The sequence below is a fragment of the Rhodoferax sp. XS2R6 genome (assembly GCF_056521365.1).
The window spans coordinates 128,324-146,371 of record NZ_JBWMAY010000005.1; the positions used below are offsets into that span (position 1 = coordinate 128,324).

Genomic DNA, 18,048 nt, shown 5'->3' on the forward strand with positions numbered 1-18,048 from the left:
GAGAAGTCGTCGCGATCAGTACTGGCGGCTGGGGAACTCTTTGGCCGCAGTTTCCATGGGGTACACACCGTCTTTGCCGATGATGCGGCGAGGCACGGTTTTACCCGCGGCGATGTCTTTGGCGGTGGCCATGACCAGGGGTCCCAGCAGGGGGCTGCATTCCACGCTGACGTTCAGTTTGCCGGCGATCATGGCTTCAAACGCGCCCTTCACACCGTCCACCGAAATGACCAAGATGTCTTTAGCGGGCTTGAGACCGGCTTCCTCGATGGCCTGGATGGCACCAATCGCCATGTCGTCGTTGTGTGCGTAGAGCACATTGATCTTCTTGCCTTCCGCCTTCAGGAAGGCCTCCATGACTTCCTTGCCCTTGGCACGGGTGAAGTCACCAGTTTGCGAACGGATGATCTTGATGTTGGCATTGCCCTTGATGGCAGTTTCGAAACCCTTCTTGCGGTCGATGGCCGGTGCGGAGCCCACGGTGCCTTGCAACTCGACAACGTTGATGTCGCCCTTCATGGTCTTGGCTTTTTCCACCAACCACTGACCCGCCATTTCACCTTGTTTGACAAAGTCAAAACCGATGTGGGTGGCATACAAAGACGTGTCTTTGGAGTCCACCGAACGGTCCATCAGGATCAAAGGAATCTTGGCATCCTTGATTTCCTTCAGCACGGTGTCCCAGCCGGACTCGACCACGGGCGTCAGGGCAATCACGTCCACCTTTTGGGCGATGAAGGAACGCAGGGCCTTGATCTGGTTTTCCTGCTTTTGTTGCGCGTCAGAAAACTTCAGCTCAATGCCAGCTGCGGCAGCAGCAGACTTCATGGAGTTGGTGTTGGCCGTGCGCCATTCACTCTCGGCACCAATCTGGCTGAAGCCGACCACAATTTTCTTTTGTGCGAATGCGCTCAGGGGCATGGCCATGGCCAGGGATGCGGCGGCCGCAGTGGCCAGCAGGGTACGTCGGTTGTTTTTCATGTCTGTGTCTCCTCGTTTTGTAAGTGGATGCGGGCCCACGGATGTCAGAAGGGCCACCCGCGTCCGGCCTGCTTCTGTGCCTCTTGTGCCTCACCAGAAATTCCCTGAAATCGGTACCAAGAAGTGAGCGGATAGTAAGCAGCGAATTGATATTGATCTAATAGAGATTTGCGTATCTCACATACAGAACTTCGGATTCAGGTTAACCCTAGGCCCTTGTAATTCAACGTTTGTTTAGTCTGATTATGTGATTTAGTCTGCGCAGTGTCGTAAGCATCCATTGCAAAAGAGATAAGTCAGATGGCGAACTTTCTATTTCTCAAGCGCCTGCCACGTCCTTAGCATGCGAGACCTGCCGCCCTTTGTGGCTGCGTTTTTGACCTCCTGCACCGGACCCCCATGACACCCACTGCCCCCCCCACCATCCATTGGCTGCAACACGCCGGCCAACGCCTGGGCTTGCTGCCCACCCTGGGCGGCAGCGTCGCCAGCTGGCAACGCGACACGGCGCACGGCGCACTGGACCTGTGGCGCCCCTGGGGCGGCGTGGCCGACCTCTACACCACGGCCTCCTTCCCGCTGGTGCCCTGGTCCAACCGCATTGGCCACGGTGGCTTTACCCACCAGGGCGTGACGCACCCCATGCGCCCCAACCGCGAGGGCGAGCCTTATCCCATCCATGGCGACGGCTGGCTGCAGCCCTGGGCGATCCGCCAGCCGCGGCTGGACACGCTGGAGATGGCGCTCGAATCCAAAGGCTTTGACGGCAACCCCTACCACTACCGCGCGTTGCAGCGTTTTGTGCTGCGCGAAGACGGCATGGACCAGCTGCTGGAAGTCACCCACCTGGGCGCGGACAGCCTGCCCTACGGCCTGGGCCAGCACCCGGCGTTTTTGCGTACGCCGAATGCGCGTTTGCATGCGGCGGTACAGGGCGTGTGGCTCAGCGGGGCCGACCCCATGCCCACGGTCCACACCAGCGACTTTCCGCCCAGCTGGGACCCACGCCAAGGCATGGGCGTGAGTGGCAGCCTGATCGACAACGCCTACACGGGTTGGAGCGGCGAGTCCCACATCGACTGGCCTGAGCACGGCCTGCGCCTGCACATGCGCGACCCCGCCGTGGTGGCGCGCGGCAAGAACGATGGGTTTTGCCTGCTGTACCGCCCGCCGCAAGGCCAGCACTTTTGTTTTGAACCGGTGACCCACCCGATCGACGCCTTCCACGCCGAAGGTCAGCCGGGCTTGCAGGTACTGCAGACCGGGCAGACATTGGCACTGCAGGTGGAATGGCGGTTTGAAGTATTGACTTAAAACGCTATTAATTCAGGAGCTGCTTGCGCATCACCTATAAGATCTAGCGGGCGTTTAGACCATCAAAGCAGGTGGACAATACGAGCTCGATAATTTCATCGTCCGTCTGCAGTTCACCCATCTTGAGGAATTCCAGCACCGGGTCGCACGCGCGTGCGTACAAGGTGTAGAGCACCGCAATGGCCGGCAGCTTGGGGTTGATCAGGCCCTGCGCCTGCGCCGCCACAATCCAGGCGCCCAGGCGGTCGCTCACGTCCATCAGCCCATCCATATAGGCCTTGTGGCCCATGAGGGTGGCGCGCAGGGTGGAGTTTTGGCTCGGCAGCGACGGCATCTCGCCGCCCAGCTTCAGGCCCATGGTCCAGCGCACCACGGCGCGCAGCTTGTCCAGCGGCGGCTGTGTCTCTGGCAGGGTGTCCAGAAAGGCCTGGGCCTGGCCCATCAGGTGGGCCATGGCCGCGGCGGCCAAATCCTCTTTGCTGGGAAAGTGCTTGTACAGGCTGGCCTTGGCAATGCCCACGTTGGCGGCCACCTCGTCCACCGTCATCGCCTCAAAGCCCTTCTCGGCCAGCAGCAGGTTCACGGCGCGGATGATGGCGTCCTCCCGCGCCTGCAGCATCTGCTGTTTGAAAGAGATTTTGGCGGGGGCGGCGGTGTTCATGCGGCCATTCTATTCGGCGGCGTCAAATTGCAGAGAGGCCGCCCAGTTTGTGACTAAGCAGTCTTCTCCACCAGAATGCGCCCCGCCGCTTGCGACAACGCGGCCGTCAGCCGGTCGATCACCTCGGAATTCAGGTTCCAGCAGTGCCAGTACAGGTTCACCGGCAGCGTGACCGTGGGTACCAGGTTCACCAGTTGCCCGTTGTCGATCAGGCCGCGCACCAGCAGCTCAGGCACCACGCTGGCCCCCCAGCCGGCCAGCACGGCACGCACCATGCCTTCGGAACTGGGCACAAAACGTTGGCTCACCGACACGCGGCGCAGGTTGAGCGCCCGGCCCACAAATTCGGACGGCAAATCGTCCTTGCGGTTGAAGGCCACAAACGGGATGCTGCGGAAGTTGTGCGGCGTGAGGCCCTGCGGGCAATGTGCCTGCGCATAGGTCTGGCTCACCACCGCCACGTAGTGCATGGCGCCCAGCGGCAGCACCTTGCAGCCGCGCAGCGCCTGCTTGAGCGTGGTCACGCAGCCCAGCACCTGGCCCTCGCGCAGCCATTCGTGGGTGAAGTCCTGGTCGTCGGTGATGATTTCCAGCGGCAACCCGGCGTGCACCAGCGGGTCCAGCGCAGACAACGCCCAGGTGGCAATGCTGTCGGCGTTCACCGCAATCGAGATACGTTCGTCCTCGCGCGTGGCGCCGGTGTTGGGCGCCAGCTCCTGCAGGTCGCCTTCCAGGTCGGCTCGCAGCAGGCGCATCTGCATGGCGTGTTTGATCAGCAGGCGCCCTGCTGTGGTGGGCTTGACCGGGCGGCTGCGCACCAGCAGCACGGTGCCCACCTGCGCCTCCAGCGCACGCAGGCGCTGCGACACGGCAGACTGGGTAATAGACAGGCGCACAGCCGCGCGCTCAAAGCCGCCCTCTTCCACAATGGCGGCCAGGCATTCCAGGGCATCGGTATCAAACGTTCGCATGGCCCACATTATTAGCGCTGCTAATGTTTTCGCAAACGCTTTCATTTCGCTTTTGCAACACCAGGGCTTGCACGACACTGGCGCTATGAAAATCATTGTTCTCGGCGCCGGCACCATCGGCATTTGCACCGCCTGGCATTTGCTGGAGCTGGGCCACGAAGTCACCGTGGTGGAACGCCAGCCCGACGCAGCCATGGAAACCAGCTTTGCCAACGGCGCACAAATTTCGGTCAGCTACTGCGAACCCTGGGCGAACAAGGAGGCCCCGCTCAAAGCCCTGAAATGGATGCTGAGCAAGGAAGCCCCGCTGCTGTTCCGCCCGCAAAACCCGTTTGGCCCCGGCCTGCACCAGTACACCTGGGGCCTGCAGTTCCTGGCCAACTGCAATGACACGGCCTTCGAGCGCAATGTGCAGCAGCTGGTCGCCCTGGGCGCCTACAGCCACGCGGCCCTGAAAGACGTGGTGGCTGCCACCGGCATCGAATACAACCGGCTGGAGCGCGGCATTGCCCATTACTACTGTGACCAGAAGTCCTTTGACACGGCGGGCGACGCCGCCGCGCTGATGCGCAAATACGGCGTGAACCGCCAGGTCATCAGCAAAGAAGAGCTGCTGAAGATCGAGCCCGCCTTCACCTCGTTCAGCAGCAACATCGTGGGCGGCACCATCACCCCCAGCGACGAGTCGGGCGACTGCCGGGTGTTTACCCAAGAGCTGGCCAAACTCTGTGCCGCGCGTGGCGCCGAGTTTTTGTACGAACACAGTGTGGATGGTTTGAATGTCAGCCTGGGCGCTATTAAATCGGTAGCTGTTCGCGCACTATCCACGGGCCCCAAGGGCAAAAACGTGCCTGGATCGCTGCGCACCCTGCAAGCCGACCACATCGTGGTGGCGGCGGGTTCGTACACCGCGCCGCTTTTGCGCACCGTGGGGGTGGATCTGCCGATCTACCCCGGCAAGGGCTACAGCGCCACCTTCAAGATTCTGAAACCCGAACTGGCGCCCCTGGTCTCCACCATCGACGACTCCAAGAAAATCGCCATCAGCCGCCTGGGCGACCAGTTGCGCGTGGCCGGCACCATCGAGGTCGGCGGCTTCGACCTGTCACTGGACACCCCCGTGGCCCAGGCCCGCTGCAACATGCTGGCGCGCCGCATCGAGGAAGTACTGCCCGGCGTCTGCGATACCCGCAGCGAGGCCGAAGGCGGCCAACCCAACTACTGGACCGGCCTGCGCCCCGCCACCCCCACCAACATCCCCTACATCGGCCAAAGCCCCGTGCGCGGCTTGTGGGTCAACGCCGGCCATGGCACGCTTGGGTGGACGCATGGCGCGGGGTCGGGCAAGGCGATTGCCGAGCTGATCCATGGGGAGAAGCCGGCGATGGATTTCAGGTTCTACGGCACGTAAGCATTGGGGCCACGCTGGCCCGAATGTTTATGCCAGCCCCAACAGACGCACCGCATTGCCCTTGAGGATGCCAGGCATCACCTCGGGTTTAAACCCGGCTTCCTCAAAGTCTTTCATCCAGCGCTCGGGCGTGATCAGGGGGTAGTCGCTGCCGAATAACACGCGGTCTTTCAGCAGCGTATTGGCGTACTGCACCAGCTGCTTGGGAAAGTACTTGGGGCTCCAGCCTGACAAATCAATCCAGACATTGGGTTTATGTGTGGCCACGCTGAGCGCCTCGTCCTGCCAGGGGAAGCTGGGGTGGGCCATGACGATCTGCATGTCGGGGAAGGCTATCGCCACATCGTCCAGGTGCATGGGGTTGCTGTACTCCAGGCGCAGACCACCGCCGCAGCGCATGCCACTGCCGATGCCGCTGTGGCCGGTGTGGAAGATGGCCGGCAGCTTGTATTCAGCAATCACCTCGTAGATCGGCCAAGCCATCTTGTCGTACGGGTAGTAGCCCTGCACCGTGGGGTGGAACTTGAAACCCTTGATGCCGTGCTCCTCGATCAAACGGCGCGCCTCGCGTGCACCCATCTTGCCCTTGTGCGGATCGATGCTGGCGAAGGCCATCATCATGTCGCTGTTGGCCTTGGCCGCCTCGGCAATCTCTTCGTTCGGAATGCGGCGGCGCCCCAGCTGCGACTCGCTGTCCACCGTGAACATCACCAGACCTAATTTGCGCTCGCGGTAGTAAGCGATGGTCTCTGCAATGGTCGGGCGTTTGTTGGAGCGGAAGTACTTGTCAGCCGCGCGGTCGTACTCCTCGCCGTAGTTGTCGAACGGATTCCAGCAGCTGACTTCAGCGTGTGTGTGGATGTCGATCGCGATGAGGTTTGCATGGTCCATGACTGTCTCCAGATTGCAGATGCCGGTTCGGGCACCGTAGGGTAAACACCGACGCAAAGCCTGCTGCGCCTACTTGAATTGGTTATAAGACATAACCATAATTGTTTTCAGAAAGAAACACAACATGAAGAACCCCGACCTCCATTTCGAACGCCGCGGCGAGCAACAAGAAGTCGCCGTCATCCGCCTCACGCGTCCGGCCAAGCGCAATGCGCTCAACGACGGACTCATCCTCGCGCTGCGTGACCTGTTTGACAACCTGCCTGAGGGTGTGCGCGCCGCGGTCCTCACCGGAGACGGTGAACATTTCTGCTCCGGCCTCGATCTGAGCGAACTGAAAGAACGGGACGCCGGCCAGGGTCTGTACCACTCGCGTATGTGGCATGCCGCACTGGAGCGCGTGCAATACGGCCCGGTGCCGGTGATCGCCGCCTTGCATGGCGCGGTGGTGGGTGGCGGCCTGGAACTGGCCAGCGCCTGCCATATCCGCGTGGCCGATGAATCCACTTTTTATGCGTTGCCCGAAGGCTCACGCGGCATCTTTGTCGGCGGCGGTGGTGCGGTGCGCATCCCGCGCCTGATAGGCGCCGCACGCATGAGCGACATGATGTTGACCGGCCGCGTCTACAACGCAGTGGACGGTGAAAAAGTCGGTTTTGCACAGTACCTGGTCCCCCAAGGCACGGCCTTCGACAAGGCACTGGAGCTGGCCGTGCGGGTGGCGGAAAACGCACCGCTGACCAACTACGCATTGATCCACGCGCTGCCGCGTATTGCCGAGCAACCGGCCGACCAGGGCTTCCTCACCGAAGCCATGATGGCCGCCATCGCCCAGAGCGCACCCGAAGCCAAACAGCGCGTGCGCGAATTTCTAGACGGCAAGGCCGCCAAAGTTCGCAAGAGCTGATCACCACGCACGCCCGTCGTCTATGCAACCCACATCACCCTTCGCCCCGCGCTACCGTCCGGTTCGCTTCGGTGTGACCCGCATCCAGGTACGTACGGGCGAACCCGGCACGCACTATGTGCAGGCAGAACTACCGCTGGGTGCGTACGCCCGGCGCCTGAGTGACTTTCTGGTGCACTGGGCAGAGGTCGATCCGCAGCGCAGCTTCATGGCACGCCGTGCCCCGCTGGCAGAGGGCCGCACCGGTGACTGGCAGCACATCAGCTATGCCCAGGCATTGGCCAGTGCCCGCAGCATCGGCGAGGCCTTGTTGGACCGACGTCTCTCCGCCGAGCGCCCGGTGGTGATCCTGAGCGAGAACACGCTGGAGCACGCCTTGGTGGCATTGGGCTGCATTTATTCGGGTGTGCCCTTTTGCCCTGTGTCTCCGGCCTATGCCACGGTCAGTCATGACTACGACAAGCTGCGCCATGTGCTGGAGACGCTCACGCCAGGCCTGGTGTTCGCCGCCGACGGCATGCGCTATGGCCGAGCCATCCAGGCGACGGTGGATGCCGATGTGGAGGTGGTGCTGGCCCAGGGGGCTATCGAAGGGCGATCCACCACGCCACTGGAGGCACTGCGCCACTGCGCTGCCACGGTCGCAGTGGACGCCGCCATGCAGGCCATTCGACCAGACACCATTGCCAAGTTTCTGTTCACCTCGGGCTCCACCAAAATGCCCAAGCCGGTGATCAACACCCACCGCATGTGGTGCGCCAACCTGCAGCAGATCACGCAGTCGCTGCCGGTGTTGGCAGAAGCCCCGCCCATCTTCGTGGACTGGCTGCCCTGGAACCACACCTTCGGTGGCAACCACAACATCGGCCTGACACTGATGCATGGGGGCACGCTCTACATCGACGACGGCAAACCTACGACCGCCCTGATTGGCGAAACCCTGCGCAACCTGCGCGAGATTGCGCCCACGCTGTACTTCAATGTGCCCACCGGCTTTGAGATGATTGCCCAGGCCATGCAAACCGACGCGGCGCTGCGCAAGAACCTGTTCTCGCGCATACGCATGTTTTTCTACTCCGGCGCCGGGCTGGCACAACCCGTATGGGACAGCTTGCACGCGCTGGCAGAAGCCGAGGTGGGCGAGCGCATCGTCATGGCCACCGGGCTGGGCATGACCGAGTCCGCCCCATCCGCCATGTTCACCAACAGCCCGGATGTGAAGGCCGGCGACATCGGCACGCCGGTACCCGGCATGATCCTCAAGTTGGTGAACGTGGGGGACAAAACCGAGGTGCGCTACCGGGGCCCCAATGTGACACCAGGCTACTGGCGCTCCGAGCAGGCAACGCGCGACGCCTTCGACGAGGAAGGCTACCTCTGCACCGGCGATGCTGTGCGGTGGATTGACACCGACAACCCACACCGGGGCTTGCAATTCGATGGTCGCATTGCCGAGGACTTCAAGCTCTCCACAGGCACCTTTGTCAGCGTGGGACCCCTGCGGGCCAAGGCCATCGTCACTGGCGCACCCTTGGTGCAGGACGTGGTGCTCACGGGCCTGAACATGAAGGAGGTGGGTGCACTGATCTTCCCCTCGCCGGCCTGCCGCACAGCAAGCGGCCTGCGGGCAGACGCGCCCTGGGCCGACGTACTGGCCAGCCAACCCGTGCGTGACCGTTTCCAGTCCATCCTGGACGAACTGGCGCGCCAATCCACCGGCAGCGCCAACCGCATTGCACGGGCCCTGTTGTTGACAACGCCGCCCTCAGCCGACCAAGGCGAAATCACCGACAAGGGCTCCATCAACCAGCGCGCGGTGCTCAAGCACCGCGACACCCTGGTGCAGGCGCTTCATGACGGCAGCGCACCCGACATCCTCCAACCCCATCCCTGAGGACACATCCATGAAGATCGAAGGACAAACAGCACTGGTCACCGGAGGCGCCTCGGGTCTGGGGGAGGCCACTGCGCGTGAACTGGCCCGCCTGGGTGCCAAGGTGGCCATCCTGGATGTGAACGCAACGCTCGCGGAGAAAGTAGCCGCAGACATCGGTGGCATCGCATGCCCCTGCGACATCACCAACACCGACAGCGTCAACGCCGCACTGGCACAAGCTGCGGTAGCGCACGGCCCCGCGCGCATTCTGATGAACATCGCAGGCATCGGCAGCGCCAAACGCATCGTGGGCAAGGACGGCAATCCCGCACCGCTTGACGATTTCGTGCGCGTGATCAACATCAATCTGATTGGCAGCTACAACATCAGCCGCCTGTTTGCGGCGCAGTGCGTGAGGCTGCCCCCGTTGGACGGCGGCGAACGTGGCGTGATGGTGTTCACCGCATCGGTCGCTGCCTTTGACGGCCAAGTCGGTCAGCAAGCCTACAGCGCGTCCAAGGGGGGCCTGGTCGGCATGACACTGCCCATGGCACGCGACCTGGCCCAGCACGGCATCCGCGTTTGCACCGTGGCACCCGGCCTGTTTGCCACGCCGCTCATGCAAGAACTGCCTGAGGCCGTGCAGCAGTCGCTGGCCGCCTCCATCCCTTTCCCGCCACGCCTAGGCCATCCCGAAGAGTTCGCCCAACTGGCTTGCCACATCGTCACCAACGGCCACCTCAATGGAGAAGTGATTCGCCTCGATGGTGCGCTGCGCATGGCGCCGCGCTGACCCCATTCCCGCCCCACGATCGATTACAAGGAGACAAGCAACATGCAACGCCGTCAACTCATCCAAGCAGCCGCCCTCGGAGTCCTGGCCCCTTTTTCTGCCTTGGCCCAGGCGCTGGACCAGGTCAAAATCTTCTACGGCTTCCCGCCCGGCAGCGCCGGTGACAGCGTGGCGCGTCGCGTCGCCGAGAAGCTCGCGGGCACGCCCTACAGCAGACTCGCCGGTTTCGTGGAAAACAAGCCGGGCGCTGGCGGCCGCATTGCCATCGAGACGCTGAAAAACTCGCCCGCCGACGGCTCGGTCCTGGCCCTGGCGCCGGTATCAGCCCTGGCCGTCTACCCCTACATCTACCCCAACCTGGCCTACAAGCCGGAAGACGTGAGCCAGGTGTCCATCGGCGCCATCATGTTCCACGGCTTGGCCATCGGTCCGGCCGTGCCCGCTGAAGTCAAGACGCTGAAGGACTTCCTCGCCTGGGCCAAGGCCAACCCCACGCAGGCCAACTACGGCACACCGGGCGCCGGCTCCATGCCTCACCTGCTGGGTGCGCTGCTGGGCCTGCGTGCCGGCGTGGAACTCAAACAAGTGCCCTATCGCGGCACGGTGCCCAGCATCACCGACCTGGTCGGCGGCCAGATCTCCGCTGCGATGAACCCCAGCGGCGACTACCTGCAGCACATCAAGACCGGCAAGGTGCGCGTACTGGCCACCTCGGGCCGCAAGCGCTCGCCCTACCTGCCCGATGTGCCCACCTTCACGGAACTCGGCTACCCCGACGTAACCTCGGAAGAGTGGTTCGGCTTCTACGCACCCGCCAAGACGCCGGCCGCCACCATCGCCACGGCCAACGCCGCCATCACGGCGGCGCTGAAGGACAAGGCGGTGATCGATGCGCTCGCCATCGTCGGCCTGGTCGCGCGCGGCAGCACGCCGCAAGAAATGGCCGCAGACCAAAAGGCCGAGTACGAACGCTGGGGGCCCCTGGTCAAGCAGATCGGCTTCACCGCCGAATCCTGACGCAACCGAGGGCCGCAGATATGCGGCCCTTTATGATTGGCCATGGCCACCCGCAAGCCCCCTCCCGACACCAGCGTCGACCAAGTCGACACCCGTTTTCTTGACAGCCTGGTGGGTTACAACGCCCGGCGTGCAACGCTGGTCATCGTCGACGCCTTTCTGCGCAACATGGCGGTGTACGGCCTGCGGCCCGTCGACTTTTCCGTGCTCTCGCTGATCGGGCACAACCCAGGCATCACCTCGCGCCAGCTGTGTGCCACCCTGAACCTGCAGCCACCCAACCTGGTCGGCATGATCAACCAGCTGCAAGCGCGTGAACTGATCCTGCGCCGGCCGCACCCGCACGATGGCCGCGCCATGGGCCTGCACCTGACGCCCGAGGGGCGCAAGATGATGAAACAGGCAGAGATCACCGCGTTCGAGCTGGAGGAAGCGGCCACGGCGCGCCTGAGTGCAGCAGAGCGCAAAACGCTGATGCAATTGCTCCAGAAGATTTATCTCTGCGCGTGACACCCTTACCTGGCGTGGGTCGGATGGTCATGTGCCCGCGCCAAACACGCCTGAAACGCCCGCGTCGCACGGCTCGCCTGCGGTGATTTGCGCGTAATGGCAAAGAACTGGCAGGCGTAGTGCAGCAAATCCGGCCGCACCGCCTGCATGCGGCCGCTGCGCACAAAACTCTCCGCATAGTGGTCGGGCAGAAAACCGAGGAACTGGCCTGAGAGGATCAGCGTGGCGATGGACTCCTGGTCAAAACCCGTGGCGCGGCGCGGCAGGCGCATGCGCTGGCTCAGTTCCATATTGGGCGAGTGGTAGCCCAGCCCGGCGAACGCGTGCTTGGGCAGCGTGTCCCAGGCCAGGGTGCGGTGGTCGGCGTTCCACAGCGGGTGCTGCGCGCCACAGTACAGCAGCATGTGTTCGTCAAACAGCAAGGTGTAGTCCAGCACGTCGGAGGCTCGGTGGCCGGGGATGATGCCCACGTGAAACTGCCCGTCGAGCACGCCGCGCTCGATGGCGGTGAGCGTGGCTACGTGCAGGTTCAGGCCGACATCCGGGGCGTCCACATGGAAGCGAGCGATGGCTTCGGCAATGTGGCTGGCCGGGTTGCTGGCGGTTTTGTCGAACACCGCCACCTGCAGCTGCCCGCCCATGCGCTGGTGAATTTCGTCCACGCTGCTGCGAAAGGCATCGGTGGCGGCCAGCAGCTGGCTGGTCTGGGCGTAGATCTTTTCGCCCTCGGGCGTGAGCGCAAAGCCGGCCCGGCCGCGCCGGCACAGAGTCAGGCCCAGCCGGGTTTCCAGATCTTTGATGTGGCGGCTGACGGTAGAAGTGCCTATATTGAGTTCGAGCTCGGCCGCGGCCATGCCGCCGCAATCGACCACGGCCTTGAACACGCGCAGCAGGCGCAGGTCCATGTCGCCAATCTGGCCCAGGACCGCCTTGTTTTTTACTTTCATTATTTGGCAAGTAAATAGTGATATTTGTGACTTTATAAGAGTAACAGAGCTACCCACAATGCACCATCGCCCCTAAGGCTTAACAACCTCACCCACCGGAGTTCCCCATGAAGCTCAACGACACCAGCAGCCCCGCCATTGGCGAAGCCGTCACCAGCGCATCCCCCTTCCCCATGAGCCGCGAATGGATGGAATCGCACTGGATGGCCTTTACCGGCAACCGCGATTTCAAAGCCAATCCGCGCATGATGGTGAGCGCCCAGGGCGCCTACTTCACCGACTCCAACGGCAAGAAGATTTTTGACGGCCTCTCCGGCCTGTGGTGCGCGGGCCTGGGCCACGGCCGCCGTGAAATCACCGAGGCGGTGAGCAAGCAAATGGCGACCATGGACTACTCGCCCGCTTTCCAGTTTGGCCACCCGCTGTCGTTTGAGCTGGCCAACAAGATTGTGGAACTGACCCCCGAAGGCCTGGACTATGTGTTCTACACCGGCTCCGGCTCCGAGTCCGCGGACACCGCGCTCAAGATGGCCCGCGCTTACTGGCGCGCCAAGGGCATGGGCAGCAAGACCCGCCTGATTGGCCGCGAGAAGGGTTACCACGGCGTGAACTTTGGCGGCATCTCGGTGGGCGGCCTGCCCGCCAACCGCAAGACCTTTGGCCAAGGCATTGAAGCCGACCATTTGGCCCACACCCAGCTGGCATCCAACGCCTTCAGCAAGGGCCTGCCTGAAAAAGGCGGCGACATGGCGGACGAGCTGCTGCGCCTGATCGCGCTGCACGACGCCTCCAACATTGCCGCCGTCATCGTCGAGCCCATGTCCGGCTCGGCCGGCATTGTGGTGCCACCGGTGGGCTATCTGCAGCGCCTGCGCGAGATCTGCACCCAGAACAACATCCTGCTGATTTTTGACGAAGTGATCACCGGCTTTGGCCGCCTGGGTGCCTACACCGGCGCCGCCTACTTTGGCGTGGTGCCGGACATCCTGAATGCCGCCAAACAAATCACCAACGGCGCGCAGCCGCTGGGCGTGACGGTGGCCAAAAAAGAGATTTACGACACCTTCATGGCACAGGGTGGCCCGGACTACATGCTGGAATTCCCCCACGGCTACACCTACTCCGCCCACCCCGTGGCCTGCGCGGCCGGCATTGCGGCACTGGACCTGCTGGTGAAGGAAAACATGATCGAGCGCGTGAACGCCTTGGCACCCTACTTTGAGAAAGCGGTGCACAGCCTGCGCGGCACCAAACACATCACCGACATCCGCAACCTGGGCTTGTCGGCCGGCTTCACGCTGGCTGCCGTGCCCGGCGAACCCGCCAAACGCCCCTACGAGGTGGCCATGCGCTGCCTGGACAAAGGCTTTTACGTGCGCTACGCGGGCGACTGCATTGCGCTGGCGCCGCCCTTTATCAGCACCGAGGCCGAGATCGACAGCCTGGTCAACGCGCTGGGCGAGGCGATCAACGAGACGGCATAAGCCGATTGACGCTAGTTTCAAGCGCATCCATTTACTATTATTTTTATAGCTGCTTGCGCATACCCCATAAGCGCTAGCGGCATTTTTTGCACTTAAACCACTCCCATGTCCCAACTCCCCACCGTAGGCCACCTCATCGGCGGCAAGATCATCACCACCGGCGAACGCGCCCAGGAAGTCTTCAACCCCGCCACCGGCCGCGCCGAGAAACGTGTACTGCTGGCCCCCAAAGCCACCGTAGAAGACGCTATCGCCAATGCGCAGGCTGCCTTCCCCGCATGGCGCAACACGCCGCCGCTCAAGCGCGCCCGCGTGATGGGCAACCTGAAGGTGCTGCTGGAGAAACATGCCGAAGAACTCTGCGCTTTGATCACCGCCGAACACGGCAAGGTGCTGAGCGACGCGCTTGGCGAGTTGCAGCGCGGCATTGAAAACGTGGAGTACGCCAGCTACGCGCCTGAGCTGCTCAAAGGCGAGCACAGCAAAAACGTGGGCCCGGCCATCGACAGCTGGTCCGAATTCCAGGCGCTGGGAGTCACTGCCGGCATCACGCCCTTCAACTTCCCGGCCATGGTGCCGCTGTGGATGTGGCCCATGGCCGTAGCCTGTGGCAACACCTTCATTCTGAAGCCGTCCGAGCGCGACCCCAGCTCCACCCTGCGTATTGCCGAGTTGGCACTGGAAGCCGGCCTGCCACCTGGCGTGCTTAACGTGGTGAACGGCGACAAGGAAGCCGTGGACACGCTGCTGACCGACCCGCGCGTGAAGGCCGTGAGCTTTGTCGGCTCCACCCCCATTGCCGAATACATCTACGCAACCGGCTGCGCACACGGCAAGCGCGTGCAGGCCCTGGGCGGCGCCAAGAACCACGCCGTGGTCATGCCCGATGCGGACGTGGCCAACGCGGTGAGCGCACTCATGGGCGCGGCCTATGGCTCGTGCGGCGAACGCTGCATGGCGATTCCGCTGGTGGTGGCCGTGGGCGACGCCACGGCGGACGCCGTGATTGCCGGCCTGAAGGTTGAGATTGCCAAGATGAAGGTCGGCCCCGGCACCGCCCCCGGCATGGACATGGGCCCCCTGGTGACACGGCCTCACTTTGAGAAGGTAAAGGGTTATGTGGACCAGGGCGTGAAGGAAGGCGCCACGCTGGTGGTGGACGGCCGCGGCCTGACGGTGGCCGGCCACGAAGACGGCTACTACCTGGGCCCCTGCCTATTTGACAACGTGAAGCCCGGCATGGTGATCTACCAAGAAGAAATTTTTGGCCCGGTATTGGGCGTGGTGCGCGTCAAAACCTTGCAAGAGGCCATGGACATGATCGACGCGCATGAATACGGCAACGGCACCTGCATCTTCACGCGGGATGGTGAAGCGGCCCGCTACTTCAGCGACAACATCCTGGTCGGCATGGTGGGCGTGAACGTGCCCCTGCCCGTGCCCGTGGCCTACCATTCGTTTGGCGGCTGGAAGCGCAGCCTGTTTGGCGACCTGCACGCGTATGGCCCGGATGCCGTGCGCTTCTATACCAAGCGCAAGACCATTACGCAGCGCTGGCCCTCGGCTGGTGTGCGCGAAGGCGCGGTGTTCAGCTTCCCCAGCAGCCGCTAATCTTTAGCCGACCGCCAAAACAAAAGGGCTTGCCAACTGGCAAGCCCTTTTTGCTGGGATGAACCGGGAATCAGGCTTCGGCCGAGGCCTTCATGCGGCGGCGGGCGATGGTGCCCACCAGACCCAGACCCGCCAGCAACAGCGCGTAGGACTCGGGCTCTGGCACCGGGGTAACGGTGTAGTTGGCGGCTACCAAAGACACGCCGGGCAGCTGGCCGCCCGTGACGTAACCACTGGCTTTGACAATGTAATTGCCGATGGCCACGTTTTTGAACGAGAAACCGGCCGCACTGGCGTCTAGGTCAGTTCCCAGGGTGCCAACGGTGCCGCTGGTGAAAGTCACCGAACCCAGAGTCAGGGTAATGGGCCCATAAGCCACCGAGCTGGCGCCAAAAAAGCTGCCCACCAGGTCGGACAGGGTTGCAATGTAAATGCTCCCGACCTCCAGATCGGAGAACGACGCACCTGCAGGAGGTGCGTAAATGGTGCCCGTCGCCGCATTGGCGCCCAGGGATGCACCGGCCAACACGGCTGCGGTAGCGGCAGTGCCAAGAATGGACTTGAGTTTCATAAAACACCTCTAAAGGTTGGTAAGGTGAACTCAGTATTAACCCTGTGCTGCATTGCAACAATAGTTCTATCGGACTAGCGGGAGCAAGGTTTTAGGGTTCTTATGACAATTGCTTACATGAATGCTCTGAAAAACACCCGTTTGTCGCTGTTGGACCTGGTTGCCGTGCGCGAAGGCGGCACGGTGGCGGAAGCCCTGCAAATTGCCCTGCGCACCGCGCAACATGCTGAAAAGCTGGGCTTTAGCCGCTATTGGCTGGCCGAACACCACAACATGCCGGGCATCGCCAGCTCGGCCACGGCCGTGCTGGTGGGGCACATTGCGGGCGGCACCGAGCGCATCCGCGTGGGGTCGGGCGGCATCATGCTGCCCAACCATGCGCCGCTGGTGGTGGCCGAGGCCTTTGGCACGCTGGCCGAGCTGTACCCCGGCCGTATTGACCTGGGCCTGGGCCGCGCGCCTGGCACCGACCAGGCCACCATGCGCGCCCTGCGCCGCAGCAAGGTGGAGAACGAGGAAGACTTTCCGCGCGATGTGATGGAGCTGCAAACCCTGTTGGGCCCACTTCAGCCGGGGCAAAAGCTGGTGGCCATGCCGGGTGCGGACACCAACGTGCCTATCTGGTTGCTAGGCTCCAGCCTGTACTCAGCCCAGCTGGCCGCGCACATGGGACTGCCCTACGCGTTTGCCTCGCACTTTGCACCGCGCTTTTTGCACCAGGCCGTCGGCATGTACCGCAGCCTGTTCAAGCCATCGGCGACGCTGGCCAAGCCCTACGTGATGGTGGGCGTGCCACTGGTGGCGGCGCCTACGGATGACGAGGCCGAATTGCTGGCCAGCAGCATTTACCAGCGCGTGCTGGGCATCCTGACCGGCCAGCGCAAGGCCTTGCCAGCCCCGGTACCGAACTTTTTGGCCCAGTGCCCGGCGGACGCGCGTGCCGCCATTGGCGATTTTTTGGGTGAGGCCGTGATTGGCGGGCCCGACACGGTGCGCGACGGGCTGGCCGCCATGGCCGAGGCCACGCAGGCGGATGAACTGATGCTGGTCTGCGATGTGTATGACCCGACGCTGCGCCTGCGCTCGCTGGACATTGCCACCCAGGCCCTCCAAGACGCGCAAGCTGCTGTGGTGGCCTAAGGCGCCACCGACAGACTCCGTTCGCGGAACCAGCCCTCCAGAAACTCGACGCACACCCGCAGCTTGGCCGACTGTGCCAATCGCGAGGGGTAGACCGCGTGCACATGGGCCTCCTGTGCATAGGCCGGCAGCAGGTGCACCAGTTCGCCACGGGCAATGGACGGGCCGACATCCCAGATGGAGCGCAAGATGATGCCGTGGCCATCGAGCGCCCAGCGGTGAACGACTTCCCCATTGTTGGCAGACAGCGGCCCCTTGATGCGCACGGTCTCGGTCCCCTTCGGCCCGGCCAGGGTCCAACGTCCAAAGTCTTGGTCCCGCTCGCGGATCACGATGCAATGGTGTGCGGACAAGGCCTGCAAATCGGCAGGCGTGCCGTGGCGCTCCAGGTACGCAGGCGCAGCGCACAGAATGCGCTGGTTGGACGCAATGCGCCGGGAGATCAGGTCGGGCTCATGCACGGTGCCCACGCGAATGTCCAGCTGGAACCCTTCTCCCAACAGGTCCACCGGCCGGTCCAGCAGCTCGAACTGGATGTCCAGCTGCGTGTGGCGCAGGGCCAAGGCGGATAGCGCGGGCGCCAGGTGGTTGCGGCCAAAGCCGGTGCTGGCACACAGGCGCAGCAAACCGCGCGGCTCTGCCCGGTAGGTGCTAATGGCCTCCGCCATCTGGTCCACCTCGTCCAGCACCCGCAGGGCACGCTGGTGAACGATGTCACCCTGCTCGGTCAGGCCCAGCTTGCGCGTGGTCCGGTGCAGCAATCGCACCTGCAAGGCCTGCTCCAACAGGCCCAGCCGTTTGCTGACCAGGGCCTTGGACACCCCCTGCTCCCGGGCCACTGCCGCAAAGGACTGACAGCGCACTACCGCACAGAAAAGGCGCAAGTCTTCCAGAAGGGGTTGATTGTTCACGAATCATGTCCTTTGTAGTCACATTTCAGTGGATTGTAGAAACTACGTAGCC

General features: G+C 63.1%; 17 protein-coding genes. 10 read left to right on the forward strand and 7 right to left on the reverse strand.

What is annotated here, in order from left to right; all coding sequences use genetic code 11:
• Positions 1 to 15 precede the first annotated feature (15 nt).
• A complete protein-coding gene (locus AC097A_RS16620; protein WP_105261812.1) occupies positions 16 to 981 on the reverse strand; it encodes an ABC transporter substrate-binding protein in 966 nt (321 codons plus the stop codon).
• A 399-nt stretch (positions 982 to 1,380) separates the two neighbouring features.
• Between AC097A_RS16620 and AC097A_RS16625 the strand changes: the two genes are divergently transcribed.
• Positions 1,381 to 2,295: an aldose 1-epimerase gene (locus tag AC097A_RS16625; protein ID WP_479621689.1), complete on the forward strand. Its 915-nt coding sequence runs from the start codon at positions 1,381 to 1,383 to the stop codon at positions 2,293 to 2,295.
• Positions 2,296 to 2,338: 43 nt separating this feature from the next.
• Here the strand turns inward: AC097A_RS16625 and AC097A_RS16630 are convergent, their stop codons facing one another.
• Both AC097A_RS16630 and AC097A_RS16635 read right to left on the reverse strand, forming a co-directional pair.
• Positions 2,339 to 2,956, reverse strand: coding sequence for a TetR family transcriptional regulator (locus AC097A_RS16630; protein WP_315480454.1), 618 nt, complete (start codon positions 2,954 to 2,956; stop codon positions 2,339 to 2,341).
• Between the two features lie 53 nt (positions 2,957 to 3,009).
• A complete protein-coding gene (locus AC097A_RS16635) occupies positions 3,010 to 3,927 on the reverse strand; it encodes a LysR family transcriptional regulator ArgP (protein WP_479621690.1) in 918 nt (305 codons plus the stop codon).
• An 85-nt stretch (positions 3,928 to 4,012) separates the two neighbouring features.
• On the opposite strand from AC097A_RS16635, the gene AC097A_RS16640 reads away from it, so the two are divergent.
• The gene (locus AC097A_RS16640; RefSeq protein ID WP_479621691.1) at positions 4,013 to 5,338 is read left to right on the forward strand and encodes a D-amino acid dehydrogenase; all 1,326 of its coding nucleotides are present in this window, start codon (positions 4,013 to 4,015) and stop codon (positions 5,336 to 5,338) included.
• A gap of 27 nt (positions 5,339 to 5,365) precedes the next feature.
• On the opposite strand, the gene AC097A_RS16645 is transcribed toward AC097A_RS16640, so the two are convergent.
• Positions 5,366 to 6,229: an amidohydrolase family protein gene (locus tag AC097A_RS16645; RefSeq protein ID WP_479621692.1), complete on the reverse strand. Its 864-nt coding sequence runs from the start codon at positions 6,227 to 6,229 to the stop codon at positions 5,366 to 5,368.
• Between the two features lie 124 nt (positions 6,230 to 6,353).
• Between AC097A_RS16645 and AC097A_RS16650 the strand changes: the two genes are divergently transcribed.
• From AC097A_RS16650 to AC097A_RS16670, 5 genes are read left to right on the forward strand one after another with little or no spacing between them, the layout of a single operon-like run.
• Complete coding sequence (locus tag AC097A_RS16650) at positions 6,354 to 7,136, forward strand: crotonase/enoyl-CoA hydratase family protein (RefSeq protein ID WP_479621693.1); 783 nt, start codon at positions 6,354 to 6,356, stop codon at positions 7,134 to 7,136.
• A gap of 22 nt (positions 7,137 to 7,158) precedes the next feature.
• Positions 7,159 to 9,030: a feruloyl-CoA synthase gene (locus AC097A_RS16655; protein WP_479621694.1), complete on the forward strand. Its 1,872-nt coding sequence runs from the start codon at positions 7,159 to 7,161 to the stop codon at positions 9,028 to 9,030.
• 10 nt (positions 9,031 to 9,040) lie between these two features.
• Positions 9,041 to 9,805, forward strand: coding sequence for an SDR family NAD(P)-dependent oxidoreductase (locus AC097A_RS16660; protein ID WP_479621695.1), 765 nt, complete (start codon positions 9,041 to 9,043; stop codon positions 9,803 to 9,805).
• A 42-nt stretch (positions 9,806 to 9,847) separates the two neighbouring features.
• Positions 9,848 to 10,822, forward strand: coding sequence for a tripartite tricarboxylate transporter substrate-binding protein (locus AC097A_RS16665; protein WP_479621696.1), 975 nt, complete (start codon positions 9,848 to 9,850; stop codon positions 10,820 to 10,822).
• Positions 10,823 to 10,864: 42 nt separating this feature from the next.
• On the forward strand, positions 10,865 to 11,332 hold the full coding sequence (locus tag AC097A_RS16670) for a MarR family winged helix-turn-helix transcriptional regulator (protein ID WP_479621697.1): 468 nt from the start codon (positions 10,865 to 10,867) through the stop codon (positions 11,330 to 11,332).
• Between the two features lie 5 nt (positions 11,333 to 11,337).
• Here the strand turns inward: AC097A_RS16670 and AC097A_RS16675 are convergent, their stop codons facing one another.
• On the reverse strand, positions 11,338 to 12,279 hold the full coding sequence (locus AC097A_RS16675) for a LysR family transcriptional regulator (protein WP_479621698.1): 942 nt from the start codon (positions 12,277 to 12,279) through the stop codon (positions 11,338 to 11,340).
• A gap of 107 nt (positions 12,280 to 12,386) precedes the next feature.
• Here AC097A_RS16675 and aptA point away from each other — a divergent pair, with 107 nt between their 5' ends.
• Both aptA and AC097A_RS16685 read left to right on the forward strand, forming a co-directional pair.
• The gene (gene aptA, locus AC097A_RS16680; RefSeq protein ID WP_479621699.1) at positions 12,387 to 13,763 is read left to right on the forward strand and encodes an omega-aminotransferase AptA; all 1,377 of its coding nucleotides are present in this window, start codon (positions 12,387 to 12,389) and stop codon (positions 13,761 to 13,763) included.
• A gap of 105 nt (positions 13,764 to 13,868) precedes the next feature.
• Complete coding sequence (locus AC097A_RS16685; protein WP_479621700.1) at positions 13,869 to 15,374, forward strand: CoA-acylating methylmalonate-semialdehyde dehydrogenase; 1,506 nt, start codon at positions 13,869 to 13,871, stop codon at positions 15,372 to 15,374.
• Between the two features lie 70 nt (positions 15,375 to 15,444).
• On the opposite strand, the gene AC097A_RS16690 is transcribed toward AC097A_RS16685, so the two are convergent.
• Complete coding sequence (locus AC097A_RS16690; protein ID WP_105261820.1) at positions 15,445 to 15,945, reverse strand: FxDxF family PEP-CTERM protein; 501 nt, start codon at positions 15,943 to 15,945, stop codon at positions 15,445 to 15,447.
• A gap of 117 nt (positions 15,946 to 16,062) precedes the next feature.
• Here AC097A_RS16690 and AC097A_RS16695 point away from each other — a divergent pair, with 117 nt between their 5' ends.
• Positions 16,063 to 17,085 carry an LLM class flavin-dependent oxidoreductase gene (locus tag AC097A_RS16695; protein WP_479621701.1) on the forward strand — a complete coding sequence of 341 codons (1,023 nt, stop codon included), beginning with the start codon at positions 16,063 to 16,065 and terminating at the stop codon, positions 17,083 to 17,085.
• Here the strand turns inward: AC097A_RS16695 and AC097A_RS16700 are convergent.
• Entirely contained in the window at positions 17,082 to 17,996 is a 915-nt protein-coding gene (locus tag AC097A_RS16700) for a LysR family transcriptional regulator (RefSeq protein WP_479621702.1), read from the reverse strand. The two genes, AC097A_RS16695 and AC097A_RS16700, sit on opposite strands and share 4 nt — an antisense overlap.
• Positions 17,997 to 18,048: the final 52 nt, after the last annotated feature.

Bases quoted from the DNA above. Each gene is read 5' to 3' on its own strand.
- AC097A_RS16620 (WP_105261812.1), bottom strand. From the start codon at position 981: ATGAAAAACAACCGACGTACCCTGCTGGCCACTGCGGCCGCCGCATCC.
- AC097A_RS16625 (WP_479621689.1), top strand. From the start codon at position 1,381: ATGACACCCACTGCCCCCCCCACCATCCATTGGCTGCAACACGCCGGC.
- AC097A_RS16630 (WP_315480454.1), bottom strand. From the start codon at position 2,956: ATGAACACCGCCGCCCCCGCCAAAATCTCTTTCAAACAGCAGATGCTG.
- AC097A_RS16635 (WP_479621690.1), bottom strand. From the start codon at position 3,927: ATGCGAACGTTTGATACCGATGCCCTGGAATGCCTGGCCGCCATTGTG.
- AC097A_RS16640 (WP_479621691.1), top strand. From the start codon at position 4,013: ATGAAAATCATTGTTCTCGGCGCCGGCACCATCGGCATTTGCACCGCC.
- AC097A_RS16645 (WP_479621692.1), bottom strand. From the start codon at position 6,229: ATGGACCATGCAAACCTCATCGCGATCGACATCCACACACACGCTGAA.
- AC097A_RS16650 (WP_479621693.1), top strand. From the start codon at position 6,354: ATGAAGAACCCCGACCTCCATTTCGAACGCCGCGGCGAGCAACAAGAA.
- AC097A_RS16655 (WP_479621694.1), top strand. From the start codon at position 7,159: ATGCAACCCACATCACCCTTCGCCCCGCGCTACCGTCCGGTTCGCTTC.
- AC097A_RS16660 (WP_479621695.1), top strand. From the start codon at position 9,041: ATGAAGATCGAAGGACAAACAGCACTGGTCACCGGAGGCGCCTCGGGT.
- AC097A_RS16665 (WP_479621696.1), top strand. From the start codon at position 9,848: ATGCAACGCCGTCAACTCATCCAAGCAGCCGCCCTCGGAGTCCTGGCC.
- AC097A_RS16670 (WP_479621697.1), top strand. From the start codon at position 10,865: ATGGCCACCCGCAAGCCCCCTCCCGACACCAGCGTCGACCAAGTCGAC.
- AC097A_RS16675 (WP_479621698.1), bottom strand. From the start codon at position 12,279: ATGAAAGTAAAAAACAAGGCGGTCCTGGGCCAGATTGGCGACATGGAC.
- aptA (WP_479621699.1), top strand. From the start codon at position 12,387: ATGAAGCTCAACGACACCAGCAGCCCCGCCATTGGCGAAGCCGTCACC.
- AC097A_RS16685 (WP_479621700.1), top strand. From the start codon at position 13,869: ATGTCCCAACTCCCCACCGTAGGCCACCTCATCGGCGGCAAGATCATC.
- AC097A_RS16690 (WP_105261820.1), bottom strand. From the start codon at position 15,945: ATGAAACTCAAGTCCATTCTTGGCACTGCCGCTACCGCAGCCGTGTTG.
- AC097A_RS16695 (WP_479621701.1), top strand. From the start codon at position 16,063: ATGAATGCTCTGAAAAACACCCGTTTGTCGCTGTTGGACCTGGTTGCC.